Source organism: Bacillus sp. DNRA2 (assembly GCF_012843265.1).
GTDB lineage: Bacteria > Bacillota > Bacilli > Bacillales > Cytobacillaceae > Bacillus_BU.
The window spans coordinates 1-19520 of sequence record NZ_JABAIT010000041.1 but is presented as its reverse complement, the minus strand read 5'-3'; the positions used below and the strand labels follow the sequence as shown (position 1 = coordinate 19520).

The window sequence follows — 19520 nt, the reverse complement described above, 5'->3', positions numbered from 1 at the left end:
GTCACACCCGTTCCCATACCGAACACGGAAGTTAAGCTTCTCAGCGCCGATGGTAGTTGGGGGCTCTCCCCCTGTGAGAGTAGGACGCTGCCGGGCAAATGAAAAAACAGCTGATAAGGCTGTTTTTTTGTTTTGTGCATTTTTGTTTCGGACATTTAGTTCGTTATTTTTATAAAAATGAGGCATTCACAATATTTTTGGACACTGAGTACCTTATTTGCGAAAAAACTAAGTAAATGTCCATCATTTAGCTACATTAAGGCACCACATGTCCGAAAAAAAGAGAAATCACGATTTTTGATTCAAATTAGGAATTATATGTCCGCTCGAGTTCTTCTTCTAAGAGCAAAGCATATGTGCACATCCCACCAGCATTCATCTCACTCAATTCACCTCGTAGCAAACCCAAACCAAACTCAAATATCTTGAACCCCACCAGCTTCAAAAGGCAATTATTAAATCCATCTAACAAACCGCAACATCATTACATATTATGAAAAAGAAAAACTGTGATAAAAGCATATTCTCAGTTTGAGAAGCTCTAAAATGGAGACAATAGTTTAATGGTTCAGATTAATTGCAAAAAGATATGGTCATCATGTATAATCAAAGTCAAATATAGTCAAAGTCAGATGATTGGGGGAGGTTTGATGAGAAATATCTCCGACATAATTGAAGAATACTTAAAAACGGTATTGGAATTAAGTGATGAAGAAATTGTTGAGATTAAAAGAAACGAAATTGCCGATAAGTTTCAATGTGTTCCTTCCCAAATAAATTACGTTATTAATACTCGGTTTACTGTTGAACGCGGCTATATCGTTGAGAGTAAGCGAGGTGGCGGCGGTTATATCAGAATTATCAGGGTGCAACCCAATGAAAATGTTCATATTATCGATTATTTAGTTTCATTAATTAAAACAAATATATCCCAAAGCAGTGCCGAAGATGTCATTATACGCTTGGTGGAAGAGGACATTATAACAAACCGTGAAGCAAAGATCATGTTAAGTGTAATTGATCGTTCTGTTCTCTATATTGAACTTCCATACCGTGATGAACTGCGCGCTAGGATGCTAAAAGCGATGTTAACAACTCTAAAATATAAATAATATTGTTTGTTGAAGAGGTGAACGTATGATTTGCCCGGAGTGTAATCAAAGACCAGCAACACTTCATTTTACAAAAATTGTGAATGGAGAAAAGACGGAATTCCATCTTTGCGAAAAATGTGCGCATGAAAAGGGTGAAATGTTTATTCTAAATGGATCACCTGGCTTTTCAATCAATAATTTGATTGCTGGGTTATTAAATGTTGAACCAAAATATAAATCAAATCCTCAGGATGCATTTAAACCTCAAGAGGTAATACAGTGTAGTCATTGCTCGATGACTTTTCCCCAATTTGTTAAAGTAGGCCGGTTTGGATGTGCGAAATGCTACGAGGCCTTTCATGAACAGCTTAATCCATTGTTAAAAAAAGTCCATAGTGGGAATACAGACCATATCGGAAAAATACCAAAAAGAATTGGTGGAAGCATTCAAACTAGGAAAACGATTGACCAATTGAAGGAAAAAATGAAGGAATTTATTGCAAGTGAGGAATTTGAACAGGCAGCTCAAGTGCGAGATGAGATTCGTCTACTTGAAAAAAAGATAAATGAAAGTTCTGATGGAGGTGAATAACTTGTCATTGGAGAGATTTATAAATCAGGCAATAAGTCCTTGGATGAGTGCTGATGGACCTGATTCAGATATCATAATGAGTTCACGAATCCGCTTGGCTCGCAATTTTAGTGAATATACATTTCCAACAGTGTTTTCGATTGAAGAAGCCAATGGTATCATCGCCTCGATGGAGGAAATAACATTACAAAATCCTTTGAAAGCGCTGGGGCAGTATGAATTGTTAAAAATAAATCAGTTACAGCCATTGCAGAAAAGGGTATTAGTCGAGAAACATTTAATCAGTCCTCAATTAGCTGAACAGGCTATTAATGGAGCTTGTTTATTATCCGAAAATGAAGAAATCAGTATAATGATAAATGAAGAGGACCATATTAGGATTCAATGCTTATTTCCCGGTCTACAATTAACTGAGGCGCTGTCGAGTGCCAATGAGGTTGATGATTGGATTGAAACAAATGTTAATTATGCTTTTGATGAGCAGTATGGATATTTAACAAGTTGTCCTACCAATGTCGGAACAGGCTTAAGGGCTTCGGTGATGATGCACTTACCTGGACTTATTTTAACTCAACAGATGAACCGAATTATTCCAGCAATTAATCAATTAGGGTTGGTTGTTAGAGGAATTTACGGGGAAGGTAGCGAAGCTTTAGGTAATATATTTCAAATTTCTAATCAAATAACGCTCGGAAAATCTGAAGGTGAAATTGTCGAGGATCTTAAGAGTGTTGTTAAGCAGTTGATTTCCCAGGAAAGAAGTGCACGGGACGCATTAGCGAGAACGTTGAACATAGAATTAGAAGATAGAGTCTTCCGTTCACTTGGGATATTAGAAAACAGTAGGATTTTGGAGTCGAAGGAAGCTGCTAAGTGTTTATCAGATGTGAGACTAGGAATTGACATGGGATTAATCAATAATATTCCTAAATCAATCTTGAATGAATTAATGATCTTAACGCAACCAGGTTTCTTACAGCAATATGCCGGAGGCCCATTAAGACCTAACGAACGAGATATTCGGCGTGCTGCATTAATAAGAGAAAAAATTAAATTAGACACGATGAACAGATAGGAGGAAGAGATATGATGTTTGGACGCTTTACAGAAAGAGCACAAAAGGTGTTGGCCCTAGCGCAAGAGGAAGCAATACGATTAAGCCATAATAATATTGGAACTGAACATATTTTGTTAGGACTTGTTCGTGAGGGAGAAGGAATTGCTGCTAAAGCGCTATATGCTCTCGGGCTTGGTGCAGAAAAGATTCAAAAGGAAGTAGAAAACTTAATCGGCCGTGGTCAGGAGGCATCCCAAACGATTCACTATACTCCTCGTGCCAAAAAAGTCATTGAATTATCAATGGATGAGGCTCGTAAATTAGGTCATTCTTATGTTGGAACTGAACATATTCTCTTAGGATTAATTCGCGAAGGTGAAGGAGTCGCTGCAAGGGTATTAAATAACCTTGGCGTTAGCCTTAATAAAGCTCGCCAGCAAGTGCTGCAATTATTGGGTAGCAATGAAGCTGGCGGAGGTCAAGGTGGAGCAGCTGCTAATGCAAACACTCCAACTTTAGATAGTTTAGCTCGCGATTTAACTGCGATAGCTAGAGAAGGTAGTTTAGATCCAGTGATTGGCCGTAGTAAAGAAATTCAACGTGTTATTGAAGTGCTTAGTCGCCGTACAAAAAATAATCCAGTGTTAATCGGTGAACCCGGCGTAGGTAAAACAGCCATTGCTGAAGGGCTTGCCCAACAAATTGTTAATAATGAGGTACCAGAAATCCTTCGTGATAAACGCGTTATGACTTTAGATATGGGCACTGTTGTTGCTGGTACAAAGTATCGCGGTGAATTTGAAGACCGTCTTAAAAAGGTAATGGATGAAATCCGCCAAGCTGGGAACATTATCCTATTCATTGATGAGCTTCATACATTGATTGGTGCAGGTGGTGCTGAAGGAGCGATTGATGCTTCCAATATCCTAAAACCGTCCTTAGCGCGTGGTGAACTTCAATGTATTGGTGCAACTACATTAGATGAGTATCGCAAATATATTGAAAAGGATGCAGCTCTAGAAAGACGTTTCCAACCGATTCGCGTTGATGAACCAACAGCGGAAGAGTCAGTTCAAATATTAAAAGGTTTAAGAGATCGCTATGAAGCACATCATAGAGTATCGATTTCCGATGCGGCAATCGAGGCTGCAGTAACATTATCTGACCGCTATATTTCTGATCGCTTTTTACCAGATAAAGCGATTGATTTAATCGATGAAGCGGGTTCAAAGGTTCGATTACGTTCCTATACAACTCCACCTAATCTTAAAGAGCTTGAAGTTAAGCTTGAAGGCGTTCGTAAAGAAAAGGATGCTGCCGTTCAAAGTCAAGAATTTGAAAAAGCAGCTTCATTGAGAGATTCAGAGCAACGTCTTCGTGAGCAATTAGAAGAGACGAAGAAAACCTGGAAAGAAAAGCAAGGCAAGGAAAACAGTGAAGTAACAGTTGAAGATATTGCGACCGTTGTCGCAAACTGGACTGGAATTCCGGTATCCAAGTTAGCTCAAACTGAAACAGATAAACTTCTTCGTTTAGAAGAAATTCTTCATTCGCGTGTAATTGGTCAAGAAGAAGCAGTTATTGCTGTTTCGAAGGCTGTAAGACGTGCAAGAGCAGGATTAAAAGATCCGAAGCGTCCGATTGGTTCGTTTGTATTCCTCGGGCCAACTGGTGTTGGTAAAACAGAACTTGCTCGTGCATTGGCAGAAGCCATGTTTGGCGATGAAGATGCGATGATTCGTATCGATATGTCTGAATACATGGAAAAACACTCTACTTCAAGATTAGTAGGGTCACCTCCAGGATATGTTGGTTATGAAGAGGGCGGCCAATTAACGGAGAAGGTTCGCAGAAAGCCTTATTCTGTTATCTTGTTAGATGAAATTGAAAAGGCACATCCAGATGTCTTTAATATTTTATTACAAGTGTTAGAGGATGGCCGTTTAACTGACTCTAAAGGACGTACGGTTGATTTCCGTAATACGATTTTGATTATGACATCAAATGTTGGAGCGCAAGCTTTAAAACGTAATAAATATGTTGGCTTTAATATTCAGGATGGAGCTCAGGATTATAAAGATATGAAAGGGAAAGTGATGGAGGAATTGAAGAAAGCCTTCCGTCCGGAATTCCTGAACAGAATTGATGAAATTATTGTCTTCCATGCTCTTGAAAGAATTCACTTAAATCAAATTGTAACCTTAATGGCGGATTCTTTAGTAAAACGCTTAAAGGAACAACATATCGAATTAGAATTAACGGCTCTTGCCATAGAAAAGATTTCTGATGAAGGCTACGATCCAGAGTATGGGGCTCGTCCATTACGTCGGGCGATTCAAAAGCACATTGAGGATCGTCTATCCGAAGAACTATTAAAAGGTACAGTTCTAACCGGGCAACATATAGTCATTGATATTGATAATGGTGAATTTGTCGTGAGAACGGCAGAAGCAACTGGAGTAACAAAGCATTAATTGTTAGAAAAGGAGGGAAACAGAATATTTTCTGCCCTCCTTTTTTTATGATTGGTTCTTAGTTATTTCTGCTTTCAAGAAAGGACGATAGTATGGCAAAAAGAAAAACAAAGTTTATGTGCCAGGAATGTGGCTATGAATCTCCGAAATGGATGGGAAAATGCCCAGGGTGTGGTGCGTGGAATAAGATGGTAGAGGAAATTGAGGTTGTAGGTACAGGGAAGCGGGGAGCGTTCACTCATTCCCAGGGCGTTGCTGGATCCTCAAAGCCTACCCCAATTACGTCAATCGAAACGGGAAATGAAGTTAGGTTTGAAACGGAGCTTAAGGAGTTTAATCGCGTATTAGGTGGTGGAGTAGTTCAAGGGTCGTTGGTGCTAATTGGCGGTGACCCAGGGATCGGGAAATCGACACTACTGTTACAGGTATCCTCGCAGTTAGCTAAGTCTGGTCAATCGGTGTTATATATTTCAGGTGAGGAGTCCCTACGGCAAACAAAACTCAGAGCAGAAAGGCTCGGCATTGCCAGTGAGAAATTATTGGTATACGCAGAAACGAACTTAGATGAAATTAGCCGAACAATAGATAGCATAGCGCCAAGCTTTGTTATCATAGACTCAATTCAAACGGTATATCATCCAGATGTTACTTCTGCCCCTGGAAGTGTTTCGCAGGTTCGCGAATGTACAGCAGAATTAATGCGAATTGGAAAAACAAAAGGTATTGCTGTGTTTATTGTTGGTCATGTGACAAAAGAAGGCTCCATTGCTGGTCCACGTCTGCTTGAACATATGGTGGATACAGTTCTTTATTTTGAAGGGGAAAGGCATCATACTTACCGGATTTTACGTGCCGTGAAAAATCGATTTGGCTCAACTAACGAGATGGGTATTTTTGAAATGAAGGAAGTTGGCTTGGAGGAAGTAGAAAATCCCTCAGAAATCTTCCTAGAGGAACGGTCTGAGGGGGCATCTGGCTCAACGGTAGTCGCATCAATGGAAGGGACCCGGCCGGTTCTTGTTGAGATTCAGGCGTTAGTATCACCGACTAGCTTTGGTAATCCGCGGCGGATGGCAACGGGGATTGATCATAATCGAGTTTCCTTATTAATGGCTGTTTTGGATAAGCGAGTTGGGATGCTTTTGCAAAATCAAGATGCCTATTTAAAGGTTGCAGGCGGTGTAAAAATTGATGAACCTGCGATAGATTTAGCCATTGCAGTCAGTATTGCCTCCAGTTTCAGGGATACTCCGACGAGGGCAACGGATTGTATCATTGGCGAAGTTGGATTGACAGGGGAAGTACGTAGGGTTTCTAGAATTGAGCAACGGGTCCAGGAAGCCGCAAAACTAGGATTTGAACGAGTGATCCTTCCAGAAAACAATATGGGTGGCTGGAAAGTACCTGAGGGCATTGAACTGATTGGCGTTTCTACGGTACAACAGGCATTATATGTGACGTTAGGCAGGTAAAATAGACCATTTGGACCGGAAGCTTAGTTCATTATTAGGTAAAATGTTATATAATTTGGTTGAACAGCTAACATTGTTGTGGTAAAATAATGGATTTATTTGACACTGTTTTTTTACCATGCTAACCTTATTAAAGGAAACAATTTTAGTAATTGCTTTCGAATGTTTGAAACTTAATTACTAGTTTTTTCGTATTAATTTATGTGATTTGGATTCATTTTAGAAAAAACTATGTAATAGAGGTTTCAAATTTTCCATTTTGTTTATAATGAATAGATAGGAGGTGAAGGAATGTTAAAACGAATAATTCAAGCTTGCTTTCTTATTATCGGGGGAACATTAGGTATTTTTTTAATCCCTGATTTATTAAAATTAATCAATTTTGACAACATTCCTCTAATCAACAATCCATACGTATCCGCGATTTCAGGTGCACTTATTTTTTATCTTATTACTTTTTGGGCAGTAGATTATTTTACTAATTTTATGAAATGGGTAGAGGAATCACTTGTCAAAGCCCCGATTACTGATATTATTTTTGGAAGTGTCGGCTTGGTATTTGGCTTAGTTGTTGCTTTCTTGATTGGTTTTGCCTTAAATGCGATCCAAGTCCCTATCATTAATACTGTTGCACCAATATTGTTAACGTTATTGTTTGGATACTTAGGTTTTCAGGTTGGTTTTAAGAAGCGGGATGAATTGTCTAATTTATTTTCCAATCGTAAAAAGAAATCTGGCGATGAGGATGCGGATAAAGAGGAAGGCCGGAAAACACTTAAAATTTTGGATACTAGTGTGATCATTGATGGAAGAATTGCTGATATATGCCAAACAGGCTTTTTAGAAGGAACGATTGTAATACCTCAGTTTGTATTAGAAGAATTGCAGCATATTGCTGATTCCTCTGATGTATTAAAACGTAATCGTGGTCGCCGTGGTCTTGATATATTGAACCGAATTCAAAAGGAATTGGCGATTAAGGTTGAGATTTATGAAGGTGATTTTGAAGAAATCCAGGAAGTGGATAGCAAACTTGTCAAGCTTGCCAAGCTGACCAATGGGGTTGTTGTAACAAATGACTTTAATTTGAATAAGGTTTGTGAACTTCAAAATGTAGCTGTATTAAATATTAATGATCTAGCAAATGCGGTTAAACCGGTCGTATTGCCTGGTGAGGAAATGAACGTCCAAGTCATTAAGGACGGGAAAGAACACAATCAAGGTGTAGCTTATTTAGATGACGGAACCATGATAGTTGTTGAGGATGGCCGTGATTACATCGGTAAGCGAATCGATGTATTGGTAACAAGTGTCTTGCAGACATCTGCTGGCCGAATGATTTTTGCGAAGCCTAAATTATTAGAAAAAGCTTTATAATTAGAGGAGATACATGATGAAATATCAGGTGATTATCCCTGCAGCTGGTCTTGGAAAAAGAATGGGGGCAGGGAAAAATAAACTTCTTCTTGATTTGAACGAGGTACCTGTACTGATTCATACTTTATTGGTTTTTGAAGCGGATGAGGCTTGTAGCGGGATTGTCTTGGCGATATCACCAAGCGATGAAGTGGAGATTACTCAGTTAATAGAACGCTATGATATTAAAAAAGTGATTGCATTTGCACCTGGTGGTAAAGAGCGACAGGACAGTGTTTATAATGCTTTGATGACTCTTTCGACTCAGGGAATCGTTCTTGTTCATGACGCCGCCCGGCCTTTTATTGAAACAAAATCCATCCATGAAGTAACGGCTGCAGCTAATGAATTTGGCGCAGCCGTTATTGGCGTACCAGTAAAGGATACGATTAAGAAGGTACAGGACAATAAAATTGTGGAAACGGTAGAACGTTCCAGCTTGTGGTCAGTTCAGACTCCACAAGCTTTTCGTGTGTCCGTGCTAATGGAGGCACATGAGCGTTCGCAGAAAGATGGTTTTCTAGGTACTGATGAAGCTAGCTTAGTTGAAAGAATTCCCCATGAGATTAAAATGGTAGAAGGTAGTTATGATAATATTAAGCTGACTACACCCGAAGATTTGTATTTTGCGGAAGCAATTATTAGAAAACGTCAGAAAAAGGAGATATAACATATGTTTCGGATTGGACAAGGTTTCGATGTTCATCAACTAACAGAGGGTCGCCCATTAATCATTGGTGGGATTACAATCCCTTATGAAAAAGGTTTATTAGGTCATTCTGATGCTGATGTCCTTTTACATACGATTGCAGATGCTTGTTTGGGAGCAATTGGTGCCGGTGATATCGGTAAACATTTCCCTGATACGGATCCAGCTTTTAAAGACGCTGATTCAGCTAAACTACTAGAGCACGTGTACGGAATCGTTCAAGAAGCGGGTTATGTGCTGGTAAATGCAGATTGTACGATTATTGCCCAAAAACCAAAAATGGCTCCATATATTGAGGCAATGAAGCAAAGAATTGCAGAGCTTTTACAATCAGATTGTTCACAAATTAACGTGAAGGCGACAACTACTGAAAAGCTTGGATTTACAGGTCGGGAAGAGGGAATTGCCGCTCAAGCCGTTGTCCTTTTACAAAAAAAGCCGTAAACATTTAAGTGTTCGAACGGTAACCGATCATATTAAAATTATCTTTATTAGAAAAATACGTGATGCTACAATATAGCAATAAAGGAAAGTTCAGGAGGAACTGTCATGTCAAAGGATATTCGTGTACGCTATGCGCCGAGCCCGACTGGCCATTTACATATCGGGAATGCACGTACTGCTTTATTTAATTATTTATATGCTCGAAATTTAGGTGGAAAATTTATTATTCGGATTGAGGACACGGACCAAAAGCGTAATATTGCTGGTGGTGAGCAAAGCCAACTAAAATATTTAAAATGGCTTGGTATGGATTGGGATGAAAGTATCGATGTTGGTGGTGAGTACGGCCCATATCGCCAATCAGAGCGTGTTGATATTTACAATGTTCATGTAAACGAACTTCTTGATAAGGGCTTAGCTTATAAATGCTACTGTACAGAAAGTGAGCTTGAAGCTGAAAGAGAAGCGCAAACTGAAAAGGGAGAAACTCCTGCCTATTCTGGTAAGTGTCGACATTTAACAGCTGAGGATCGAGCAAAATTGGAAGCTGAAGGACGTAAACCTAGCATCCGTTTTGTCGTTCCGCAAGATCGAACTTACTCTTGGGATGACATGGTCAAAGGCAGCGTTGCGTTTGAGTCAGAAGGCATGGGCGATTATGTTATTGTCAAAAAAGACGGAATGCCAACTTATAACTTTGCGGTTGCTATCGATGATCATTTGATGGAAATTTCCCATGTCTTGCGTGGTGATGATCATATTTCGAATACACCTAAGCAATTGATGGTGTATGAGGCTTTTGGTTGGGAGCCGCCAGTATTTGGTCACATGACCTTGATAGTAAATGAAAGTCGGAAAAAATTAAGCAAACGTGATGAATCGATTATCCAATTTATCGAGCAATATGAGCAGTTAGGCTATATTCCGGAAGCGTTGTTTAATTTTATTGCTTTACTTGGTTGGTCACCTGCAGGCGAAGAAGAGATTTTCTCCAAAGAAGAATTAATTTCAATCTTTGATGCAAACCGTTTATCAAAGTCACCAGCATTATTTGATAAACAGAAGTTAACTTGGATGAATAATCAATATATGAAAAAAATTGAATTAGATCGTGTGATTGATTTAGCATTGCCACACTTAATTGAATCTGGCCGTGTTAGTGCAGAAATGAATGCTGAGGAAGAAGCTTGGACTCACAATTTGATTGCTCTTTATCAGGATCAAATGAGCTATGGAGCTGAAATTGTTGAATTGTCTTCATTGTTCTTTAAAGAAGAAGTAAGCTTAGATGAAGAAGCACAGGCGGTTATTTCTGAAGAGCAGGTTCCAGAGGTATTACGTGCATTTTTAGCAGAAATTGATCAGTTAGCTGAGTTTACAGCGCCAGAAATTAACGCATGTATCAAAGCGGTTCAAAAAGGGACAGGTCATAAAGGGAAGAAGTTGTTTATGCCAATCCGTGTTGCTGCGACAGGTCAAACACATGGACCTGACCTACCTAAAGCCATTGCTTTACTAGGAAAGGAAACAATTGCGAAAAGATTCAAGGCAATCCTTACAAAATAATTACATTTGCTAGTTACATTGTGTGAAAAATATTATATAGTATTGAATATATAAGTAGTAAAAGCGTCGAAGAGGACAAGTAAAAAGACAATGTTTTTCAGAGAGAACCACCACCGGCTGAAAGTGGTTTAAACCGCTTGTTTTTTGAAATGCCCCTCTGAGCCCCATTCGAAAGCTGAATTATTCTGCGAGTAGTCATGGGCGGACCCTTCCGTTAACAGGTTAAGTTGAAACTAAGGCCTTATTGCATTGACTTTGTCATGCGAAGGTATGCTTAGTTTAAACAGAGTGGAACCGCGCAGGTTATGCGTCTCTGTCTTTTGACAGAGACGCTTTTTTATTTTTAACGGAAGGCATTAGGTTCTTGGATGAGAGTTATTTTACAGAGGGGGAGATTGGTTAATGTTTAAGGTTTTAAAAGAGGATATTGAAGTTATTTTTGAACAAGACCCTGCTGCGCGAAGTTATTTAGAGGTTATCTTAACATACTCCGGATTGCATGCAATTTGGTCTCATCGCGTTGCACATTGGTTTTATAAACATAAGCTATTTTTTATAGCACGTGTGATTTCCCAAATCAGCCGTTTTTTTACCGGAATCGAAATTCATCCGGGAGCAACAATAGGCAGACGATTTTTTATTGACCATGGTATGGGAATTGTCATTGGAGAAACGTGTGAAATTGGAGATAATGTAACTGTATACCAAGGTGTTACGTTGGGTGGTACTGGTAAGGAAAAGGGGAAACGCCATCCAACTGTTAAGGATAATGCCTTAATTGCCACTGGAGCAAAGGTGCTTGGCTCGATTACTATCGGTGAAAATTCAAAAATAGGCGCCGGAGCAGTTGTATTAAATGATGTACCTGATAACTCTACTGTCGTAGGCTTGAAGGCAAGAGTCGTAGTTCGTGATGGGGTTAAGATTCAAAAAGACCTTAAGCACGGAGATTTACCTGATCCAATCGCGGATCGCTTTAAGGAATTAGGCGAGGAAATCGATCGTTTAAAGAAAGAAATCGATGAGCTACAAAAGGAAAGGGTGTCATTAAAAAAATGACGATTCAGTTATACAATACGTTAACTAGACAAAAAGAAGAGTTTGTTCCATTAGAAGCGGGTAAGGTCAAAATGTATGTATGCGGACCGACCGTGTATAACTATATTCATATAGGAAATGCGCGCCCGGCAATCGTGTTTGATACAGTGCGTAGATATTTTGAATTTAGAGGATACGATGTCCAATATGTTTCAAATTTTACAGATGTGGATGATAAGCTCATTAGAGCTGCGAATCAGTTAGGTGAAGACGTTCCAACGATTGCGGATCGATTTATTAATGCATATTTCGAAGATGTTTCAGCGCTAGGCTGTAAAAAGGCCGATGTTCATCCGCGCGTAACAGAGAATATGGATATCATTATTGATTTCATTGCTACTCTAATTGATAAAGGCTTTGCTTATGAGTCTGAGGGAGACGTTTATTACCGGACGCGTGAGTTTGAAGGATATGGAAAATTATCACATCAGTCAATCGATGACCTTAAGGTCGGGGCGCGTATTGATGTAGGTGAAAAGAAGCAGGATGCACTTGATTTTGCTTTGTGGAAAACTGCTAAAGAGGGCGAAATATCGTGGGAAAGTCCATGGGGCTTAGGTCGTCCGGGCTGGCATATTGAATGCTCAGCAATGGCAAAAAAATATTTAGGTGAAACGATTGATATCCATGCGGGCGGTCAGGACTTAACATTCCCGCATCATGAAAATGAAATTGCGCAATCGGAAGCGTTAACTGGCAAACCGTTTGCCAGGTATTGGTTGCATAACGGTTATATTAATATTGATAACGAAAAAATGTCAAAGTCACTTGGCAATTTTGTCCTTGTCCATGACATCATTAAAAGGCATGATCCAGAAGTGATTCGCTTTTTTATGTTGAGTGTGCACTACCGTAATCCAATTAATTACAGCGATGAGCTGTTGGAAAATACAAAAGCCGCATTAGACCGTTTAAAAACATCTTACCAAAATTTGAAACATCGAAAAGAAGCTAGCACGAACTTAACTGACCATAGTCAAGAATGGCTGGAAAAAATAAATGGACTTGAAGCAGAGTTTATTCGTGAAATGGATGATGATTTTAACACAGCGAATGGCATTTCAACATTATTTGAACTTTCAAAGTTAGCGAACTATTATTTGCTTGAAAAAAATACATCTGTTGAAGTAATTGATGCTCTTGCCGGCTTATTTGAAAAGTTATTTGGTGTATTAGGTCTATCCCTCGGTACTCAGGAATTGCTTGACGAGGACATTGAAGCATTAATTCAGGAACGCATCCAAGCGAGGAAAGATCGTAATTTCCAACGTTCAGACGAGATTCGTGACCAATTAAAAGACATGAACATCATCTTAGAAGATACTCCCCAGGGAACAAGATGGAAAAGAGGCTAATTCATGCTTCACTATGAAAGTCTAATTGACGAAAAACAGTTAAATAGTTTAGCGCTGGCTTATTTGGGTGATGCTGTCTTTGAAAACTATATTCGCTACCATCTCATTCAAACAGGGAAAGTTAGACCCAATCAATTGCATCGCGAAGCTACGCATTATGTCTCGGCAAAAGCACAGGCTGGGGTGATTCATCAATTGATCGAGAAGAACATGTTAACTGATGAAGAATTAGCAGTCGTTAAAAGAGGGAGAAATGCGAAATCTGGTAGCGTTCCGAAAAATACCGATGTCCAAACCTATCGATATTCCACAGCCTTTGAGGCATTAATCGGATATTTATTTTTAGCAAAAAGAGAGATACGTCTTGAAGAAATTATTGAAGCAGCAATTGGGCTTGTTGAAGAAAAGAAAGGAGGTCAACTTAAATGAGTTCAGATTATATTATTGGAAAAAATCCTGTGATTGAAGCATTAAAAGCGAACCGAGATATCAATAAAATTTTCATTGCAGAAGGTTCGCAAGGGGGGCAAATGCAGCAGGTGATCGGTTTAGCAAAGGAATCGCATGTGCTTGTTCAATTTGTACCGAAGAAAAAGATTGATCAAATGACTGACGGAAACCATCAGGGAGTGGTGGCAGCAGTTGCTGCCTACCAATATGCTGAATTGGATGATTTGTTCGCTGCCGCAGCAAAAAGAAATGAACCACCTTTCTTTTTGCTGTTGGATGAAATCGAGGATCCCCATAACTTAGGTTCCATCATGCGTACAGCAGATGCGGTTGGTGCACACGGTATTATCATTCCGAAACGACGGGCAGTTGGCTTAACCTCAACTGTAGCCAAAGCTTCGACTGGTGCGATTGAATACATTCCAGTTGTTCGCGTAACAAACTTAGCCCGAACAATTGATGAATTAAAGGAAAAAGGCGTTTGGATTGCCGGAACAGATGCTAAGGGCAGTGAAGATTATCGTTCTTTCGATGGCACGATGCCGCTTGGTTTAGTAATCGGTAGTGAAGGGAAAGGAATGGGGCGGCTTGTTCGTGATAAGTGTGATTTTCTTATCAATCTACCAATGGCAGGCCATGTGACTTCATTAAATGCATCAGTAGCAGCAGCGCTACTAATGTACGAGGTTTATCGAAAAAGAAATCCGATAGGTAGCTAGTTATGGATATTTTGATTGTAGATGGATATAACATTATCGGTGCCTGGCCGGAATTAATATCCTTGAAAAATAAGGATTTAGGGGAAGCTCGGGACGCATTGGTGGAAAAAATGGCAGAGTATCAAGCTGTTACCGGCTATCGAGTCATTGTTGTGTTTGATGCCCACTATGTTCAAGGAATCGAAAAAAAATATCATAATTATAAAGTTGAGGTCATTTTTACTAAGGAAAATGAATCGGCTGATGAGCGGATTGAAAAGCTAGCTAGCCTATTAAGCAATCGGAAAACACAAGTTCATGTCGCAACAAGCGATTATACGGAACAATGGGTGATTTTTGGGCAAGGAGCATTGCGGAAATCAGCGCGAGAATTGCGCAATGAAATGAAGTTAATCCAAAAAAGCATTGAAAAAAACGTGAAGATTATTCAAAAAAACAAACCTATTTCAAAGATTCCCTTAAGTGACGAAATAGCCGAAATTTTCGAAAAATGGCGTCGCGAACGCTGACTGGCAGTTGACTTCCAAAAAAAACCTACTGTATAATATTTCTAACTATGCATGTGTGGTCGGGGGGGATTTGTTTGAGTACAGACTTCAGGACAAAGATAAATGAACGTTATTTACCGCTTGAAGATGAAGAATTAGTTGTTTTAGTGCACAAAGGTGAGAGTGATGCATTAGATTACTTAATTCATAAATACCGCAATTTTGTACGAGCAAAAGCAAGATCTTATTTTTTGATCGGAGCGGATAAAGAGGATATTGTCCAAGAAGGAATGATTGGCTTATATAAAGCGATTCGCGATTACAGAGATGATAAATTGACGTCATTCAAAGCCTTTGCTGAGCTATGTATTACAAGACAAATCATTACTGCGATTAAAACGGCCACAAGACAAAAACATATTCCGTTAAATTCTTATGTTTCCTTGGACAAGCCTATTTATGATGAAGAATCAGACCGAACATTAATGGACGTACTTTCAGGTGCAAAAGTGATGGACCCAGAGGAGCTCATTATCAACCAAGAGGAATTTGATAACATCGAGGGGAAAATGAAGGAACTGTTAAGTGACCTCGAACGGAAAGTGCTGGCTCTTTACTTAGATGGACAATCCTATCAGGAAATTTCAGAGGAATTAAACCGCCACGTTAAATCGATTGACAATGCTCTTCAGCGCGTTAAGAGAAAACTAGAAAGATATCTCGAGGTACGTGAGTTTACAGTATAATGTAACTTGTGATTTTTTAAAATTTAGTGAACTTACTTACCTTTATTGACACTACAATTGTGAAGTGGTATCTTTTTAAAATGATATAGTTGGTAATAGTGGGTGTTTTTTTATGAAAAAGGTTGTTTTGGCTTGTGCGACTTGTGGTTCGCGTAATTACTCTACTAGCAGCAACAAAGCTACGCAAGCAAGATTAAATTTAAAAAAGTATTGTAACAATTGTGGAACTCATACGATTCATCAAGAAACGAAATAATGACATTGTTATTAATAGATCGACTGTGGAGGTTACAGAATGCAACGCATAACAACGTTCTTCCGTGAAGTGGTTCGTGAAGCCAAAAAAGTTAGCTGGCCTAAACGTAAAGAATTAACTCGTTATACCATTACAGTTTTATCAACAGTTACGTTTTTTGCGCTTTTCTTTGCTGCTTTAGATTTTGGTATTTCTGAATTGATTCGTTTAATACTTGAATAACGCAGTGCGTTACATGGTATAATGGAAAATAATGCGAGAGAAATGACAAAGCCCGGGTAACGGGTTTTTTCATTGTGGAAAAAAGTACGCTCAGGGAAAGATTTTATAAATGGGGAGGGACGGACGAATTAGTCCTCTTGAATGGAAAAGAATTGGTATGTAGTACATACTTACTCCGGTTACGAGAATAAGGTTAAGGCGAACCTAGAGAAACGTGTCGAGTCAATGGGTATGGCGGACAAAATCTTTCGGGTAATCGTACCGGAAGAAGAAGAAACCGATATTAAAAACGGAAAGAAAAAAGTTGTAAAGCGTAAAGTGTTTCCTGGTTACGTGTTAGTAGAAATCATTATGACAGATGATTCTTGGTACGTTGTGCGTAATACCCCTGGCGTTACAGGGTTTGTTGGTTCCGCTGGTTCAGGTTCAAAGCCGACACCGTTATTGCCTGAGGAAGTAGTAGTGATATTAAAACGAATGGGCGTTGATGAAAAGCGGATCGACATCGACTTTGAACTTGGTGAAACTGTTAAGGTGAAAGAAGGACCTTTTGCTAATTTCACAGGAACGATTGAGGAAATAGAAAAGGATAAATCTAAACTGAAAGTATTAGTGAATATGTTCGGTCGAGATACTCCTGTTGAGCTAGATTTTACACAAATTGATAAATTAGATTAAAAGAACTTGAAAATGTCATGAAATAGTGATAAACTTTCATAGGTCAATATGTCTCGAAACGAGAGTGGACAATTGTCAAGTTCTTTATATTTAGATAAAGACTTCTCTATGAGTGGGAGGGAGTTTTCCCTATTACCACATCACGGACTTTAAGGAGGTGTGTCTCGTGGCTAAAAAAGTAATTAAAGTTGTCAAATTGCAAATTCCTGCAGGCAAAGCTAATCCAGCGCCACCAGTTGGTCCTGCATTAGGTCAAGCCGGTGTTAACATTATGGGATTCTGTAAGGAGTTTAACGCTCGTACGGCTGATCAAGCTGGCTTAATCATCCCGGTTGAAATTACGGTATTCGAAGACCGTTCTTTTACATTTATTACGAAAACTCCTCCTGCTGCCGTTCTTTTGAAAGTAGCAGCTGGAATTCAGTCTGGTTCAGGCCAGCCTAACCGTAATAAAGTAGCGACAGTTAAACGTGCAACAGTACGCGAGATTGCTGAACAGAAAATGCCTGACCTTAACGCAGCTAGTGTAGAAGCAGCTATGCGTATGGTTGAAGGTACTGCTCGCAGCATGGGTATTGTTATCGAAGACTAATTCGGTTTTAACTGTTATGGTTTTGTAAAAGAGGGTTGCGTGCTGAAACTTTCACTCGCAACCTTTATTCGTGGGAGGTATTTCCGTTAATACCACATTCTAGGAGGATTTAAAAATGGCTAAAAAAGGTAAAAAGTATTTAGAAGCTGCGAAGCTTGTAGATAGTTCTAAAGCTTACCCAATTGCAGAAGCAATTGAACTTGCTAAGAAAACTAGCACTGTAAAATTTGATGCAACTCTTGAAGTAGCTTTCCGTTTAGGCGTAGATCCTAAGAAAGCTGACCAACAAATTCGTGGTGCAGTAGTGCTTCCGAACGGAACTGGTAAAGTTCAACGTGTGCTTGTATTCGCAAAAGGTGAAAAAGCGAAAGAAGCAGAAGCTGCTGGCGCTGATTATGTTGGGGATTCAGAATACATCAACAAAATCCAACAAGGTTGGTTTGATTTTGATGTTATCGTTGCAACTCCTGACATGATGGGTGAAGTTGGTAAACTTGGTCGTACATTAGGACCTAAAGGTTTAATGCCAAACCCTAAAACAGGAACTGTTACATTTGATGTAACAAAAGCAATCAACGAAATTAAAGCTGGTAAAGTTGAATACCGTGTTGATAAAGCTGGTAACATCCATGTTCCGATCGGTAAGCAATCTTTCGAAGATCAAAAGTTAATCGAAAACTTTAACACTATCTTTGATACAATGGTAAAAGTTAAACCAGCTGCTGCAAAAGGTACTTACATGAAGAACGTTACTGTTACTTCAACAATGGGCCCTGGCGTAAAAGTTGATCCATCATCTGTTACAGTAAAATAATGGATTTGACAAACAATTTCACATTTACTATAATGTGATTTGTTGTTGAAAATATAATAACATTTGTACCGCAGACAGTAGGTGCGAGCATTCGCTTAATTTCCTACCGAGGTCATACGATAGATTTTCTGTACGTCTACTATTGTATACATTCCTCCATGTCTGTAAGGGTGTGGGGGATTTTTTATTGTCCGGTATGAATGTAGTAAATCTACAGGAGGTGTAAGGATGAGCAGCGTTATTGAAACAAAAACAAAAATCGTAGAAGAAATTGCTGGTAAATTAAAATCTAGCGTATCAACTGTTGTAGTTGACTACCGTGGTTTAAATGTTGCGGAAGTAACTGAACTTCGTAAACAACTTCGTGAAGCTGGTGTTGAGTTTAAAGTGTACAAAAACACAATGACTCGTCGTGCCGCTGATGCTGTTGAGCTTTCTGGCTTAAACGAAGCTCTTACAGGTCCTAACGCAATCGCGTTCAGTACTGAAGATGTTGTTGCTCCTGCTAAAATTATTAATGACTTCGCGAAAAAACACGAAGCTCTTGAAATTAAAGCGGGTGTAATCGAAGGAAACGTTGCAACTGCTGACGATATTAAAGCTCTTGCGGAACTACCGTCTCGCGAAGGTTTACTATCTATGTTACTCAGCGTTCTTCAAGCACCTATTCGCAATCTTGCTCTTGCTGCAAAAGCTGTTGCAGATCAAAAAGAAGAACAAGGCGCGTAAGTTAGAATTAATATTTATCTATTAAAAAAACAAAACTCTAAGGAGGAAAATAATCATGACTAAAGAACAAATCATTGAAGCAGTTAAAAATATGACTGTTTTAGAATTAAACGACTTAGTAAAAGCAATTGAAGAAGAATTCGGCGTAACTGCTGCAGCTCCTGTAGCTGTTGTTGGTGGAGCTGGCGCAGCTGCTGTTGAAGAAAAAACTGAATTTGATGTGGTACTTGCTTCTGCAGGCGATCAAAAAATCAAAGTTATCAAAGTAGTACGTGAAATCACAGGTCTTGGACTTAAAGAAGCAAAAGAACTTGTTGATAACACTCCTAAAGCAGTTAAAGAAGGCGTTTCTAAAGAAGAAGCTGAAGAAATCAAAGGCAAACTTGAAGAAGTTGGCGCAAACGTTGAAGTTAAGTAATTTAACTTTTGAAAAGCTCGCTGCATAAGCGGGCTTTTTGTGCGACGGGCAGTCGCATGGAGTGTTGATCCAGTCAGCACTCTTCTTTTAATTATCTGACAGAGACGTCATTTCGATGAAACGACTGGTTG

General features: G+C 39.2%; 22 protein-coding genes, 1 rRNA gene and 2 other annotated features. All 23 genes read left to right on the top strand.

Going from position 1 to position 19520, the window contains the following annotated elements:
- Positions 1-96, top strand: a 5S ribosomal RNA gene (gene rrf / locus HHO41_RS20875); the annotation flags it as partial.
- 554 nt (positions 97-650) lie between these two features.
- The gene (locus HHO41_RS20870) at positions 651-1112 is read left to right on the top strand and encodes a CtsR family transcriptional regulator (RefSeq protein ID WP_169102316.1); all 462 of its coding nucleotides are present in this window, start codon (positions 651-653) and stop codon (positions 1110-1112) included.
- Between the two features lie 25 nt (positions 1113-1137).
- Positions 1138-1686: a protein-arginine kinase activator protein McsA gene (gene mcsA, locus HHO41_RS20865; protein WP_169102314.1), complete on the top strand. Its 549-nt coding sequence runs from the start codon at positions 1138-1140 to the stop codon at positions 1684-1686.
- Between the two features lies 1 nt (position 1687).
- Positions 1688-2761 carry a protein-arginine kinase McsB gene (gene mcsB / locus HHO41_RS20860; RefSeq protein WP_169102312.1) on the top strand — a complete coding sequence of 358 codons (1074 nt, stop codon included), beginning with the start codon at positions 1688-1690 and terminating at the stop codon, positions 2759-2761.
- Between the two features lie 11 nt (positions 2762-2772).
- Complete coding sequence (gene clpC / locus HHO41_RS20855; protein ID WP_169102310.1) at positions 2773-5217, top strand: ATP-dependent protease ATP-binding subunit ClpC; 2445 nt, start codon at positions 2773-2775, stop codon at positions 5215-5217.
- 92 nt (positions 5218-5309) lie between these two features.
- Positions 5310-6689, top strand: a complete 1380-nt coding sequence (radA, locus tag HHO41_RS20850; protein ID WP_169102308.1) for a DNA repair protein RadA — start codon at positions 5310-5312, stop codon at positions 6687-6689.
- A gap of 291 nt (positions 6690-6980) precedes the next feature.
- Positions 6981-8066 carry a PIN/TRAM domain-containing protein gene (locus tag HHO41_RS20845; RefSeq protein WP_169102307.1) on the top strand — a complete coding sequence of 362 codons (1086 nt, stop codon included), beginning with the start codon at positions 6981-6983 and terminating at the stop codon, positions 8064-8066.
- A gap of 16 nt (positions 8067-8082) precedes the next feature.
- On the top strand, positions 8083-8775 hold the full coding sequence (gene ispD, locus HHO41_RS20840) for a 2-C-methyl-D-erythritol 4-phosphate cytidylyltransferase (RefSeq protein WP_169102320.1): 693 nt from the start codon (positions 8083-8085) through the stop codon (positions 8773-8775).
- 3 nt (positions 8776-8778) lie between these two features.
- Positions 8779-9258 carry a 2-C-methyl-D-erythritol 2,4-cyclodiphosphate synthase gene (gene ispF / locus HHO41_RS20835; RefSeq protein ID WP_169102305.1) on the top strand — a complete coding sequence of 160 codons (480 nt, stop codon included), beginning with the start codon at positions 8779-8781 and terminating at the stop codon, positions 9256-9258.
- A 105-nt stretch (positions 9259-9363) separates the two neighbouring features.
- Complete coding sequence (gene gltX, locus HHO41_RS20830) at positions 9364-10824, top strand: glutamate--tRNA ligase (RefSeq protein WP_169102302.1); 1461 nt, start codon at positions 9364-9366, stop codon at positions 10822-10824.
- Positions 10825-10881: 57 nt separating this feature from the next.
- Positions 10882-11142: a binding site (T-box leader), on the top strand.
- A gap of 84 nt (positions 11143-11226) precedes the next feature.
- Positions 11227-11883, top strand: a complete 657-nt coding sequence (gene epsC / locus HHO41_RS20825; protein ID WP_169102300.1) for a serine O-acetyltransferase EpsC — start codon at positions 11227-11229, stop codon at positions 11881-11883.
- On the top strand, positions 11880-13277 hold the full coding sequence (cysS, locus tag HHO41_RS20820) for a cysteine--tRNA ligase (protein WP_169102298.1): 1398 nt from the start codon (positions 11880-11882) through the stop codon (positions 13275-13277). Before epsC ends, cysS begins: the two co-directional genes overlap by 4 nt.
- A 3-nt stretch (positions 13278-13280) precedes the next feature.
- On the top strand, positions 13281-13706 hold the full coding sequence (locus HHO41_RS20815; RefSeq protein WP_169102296.1) for a Mini-ribonuclease 3: 426 nt from the start codon (positions 13281-13283) through the stop codon (positions 13704-13706).
- Positions 13703-14446 carry a 23S rRNA (guanosine(2251)-2'-O)-methyltransferase RlmB gene (gene rlmB, locus HHO41_RS20810; RefSeq protein ID WP_169102294.1) on the top strand — a complete coding sequence of 248 codons (744 nt, stop codon included), beginning with the start codon at positions 13703-13705 and terminating at the stop codon, positions 14444-14446. Before HHO41_RS20815 ends, rlmB begins: the two co-directional genes overlap by 4 nt.
- A gap of 2 nt (positions 14447-14448) precedes the next feature.
- The gene (locus HHO41_RS20805) at positions 14449-14955 is read left to right on the top strand and encodes an NYN domain-containing protein (protein WP_169102292.1); all 507 of its coding nucleotides are present in this window, start codon (positions 14449-14451) and stop codon (positions 14953-14955) included.
- A 74-nt stretch (positions 14956-15029) separates the two neighbouring features.
- The gene (gene sigH / locus HHO41_RS20800; protein WP_481747107.1) at positions 15030-15680 is read left to right on the top strand and encodes an RNA polymerase sporulation sigma factor SigH; all 651 of its coding nucleotides are present in this window, start codon (positions 15030-15032) and stop codon (positions 15678-15680) included.
- A 112-nt stretch (positions 15681-15792) separates the two neighbouring features.
- The gene (rpmG, locus tag HHO41_RS20795) at positions 15793-15936 is read left to right on the top strand and encodes a 50S ribosomal protein L33 (protein WP_169102290.1); all 144 of its coding nucleotides are present in this window, start codon (positions 15793-15795) and stop codon (positions 15934-15936) included.
- Positions 15937-15975: 39 nt separating this feature from the next.
- The gene (secE, locus tag HHO41_RS20790; RefSeq protein WP_169102288.1) at positions 15976-16158 is read left to right on the top strand and encodes a preprotein translocase subunit SecE; all 183 of its coding nucleotides are present in this window, start codon (positions 15976-15978) and stop codon (positions 16156-16158) included.
- A gap of 141 nt (positions 16159-16299) precedes the next feature.
- Complete coding sequence (nusG, locus tag HHO41_RS20785; protein ID WP_169102287.1) at positions 16300-16836, top strand: transcription termination/antitermination protein NusG; 537 nt, start codon at positions 16300-16302, stop codon at positions 16834-16836.
- Positions 16837-17002: 166 nt separating this feature from the next.
- Positions 17003-17428: a 50S ribosomal protein L11 gene (gene rplK, locus HHO41_RS20780; protein WP_147535699.1), complete on the top strand. Its 426-nt coding sequence runs from the start codon at positions 17003-17005 to the stop codon at positions 17426-17428.
- Positions 17429-17543: 115 nt separating this feature from the next.
- Positions 17544-18242 carry a 50S ribosomal protein L1 gene (gene rplA, locus HHO41_RS20775; RefSeq protein ID WP_169102285.1) on the top strand — a complete coding sequence of 233 codons (699 nt, stop codon included), beginning with the start codon at positions 17544-17546 and terminating at the stop codon, positions 18240-18242.
- A 50-nt stretch (positions 18243-18292) separates the two neighbouring features.
- Positions 18293-18437 (top strand) — a sequence feature (ribosomal protein L10 leader region).
- A 33-nt stretch (positions 18438-18470) separates the two neighbouring features.
- Complete coding sequence (gene rplJ, locus HHO41_RS20770) at positions 18471-18971, top strand: 50S ribosomal protein L10 (RefSeq protein ID WP_169102283.1); 501 nt, start codon at positions 18471-18473, stop codon at positions 18969-18971.
- Positions 18972-19026: 55 nt separating this feature from the next.
- Positions 19027-19389, top strand: a complete 363-nt coding sequence (gene rplL / locus HHO41_RS20765) for a 50S ribosomal protein L7/L12 (RefSeq protein ID WP_169102281.1) — start codon at positions 19027-19029, stop codon at positions 19387-19389.
- The last annotated feature ends 131 nt before the right edge of the window (positions 19390-19520 follow it).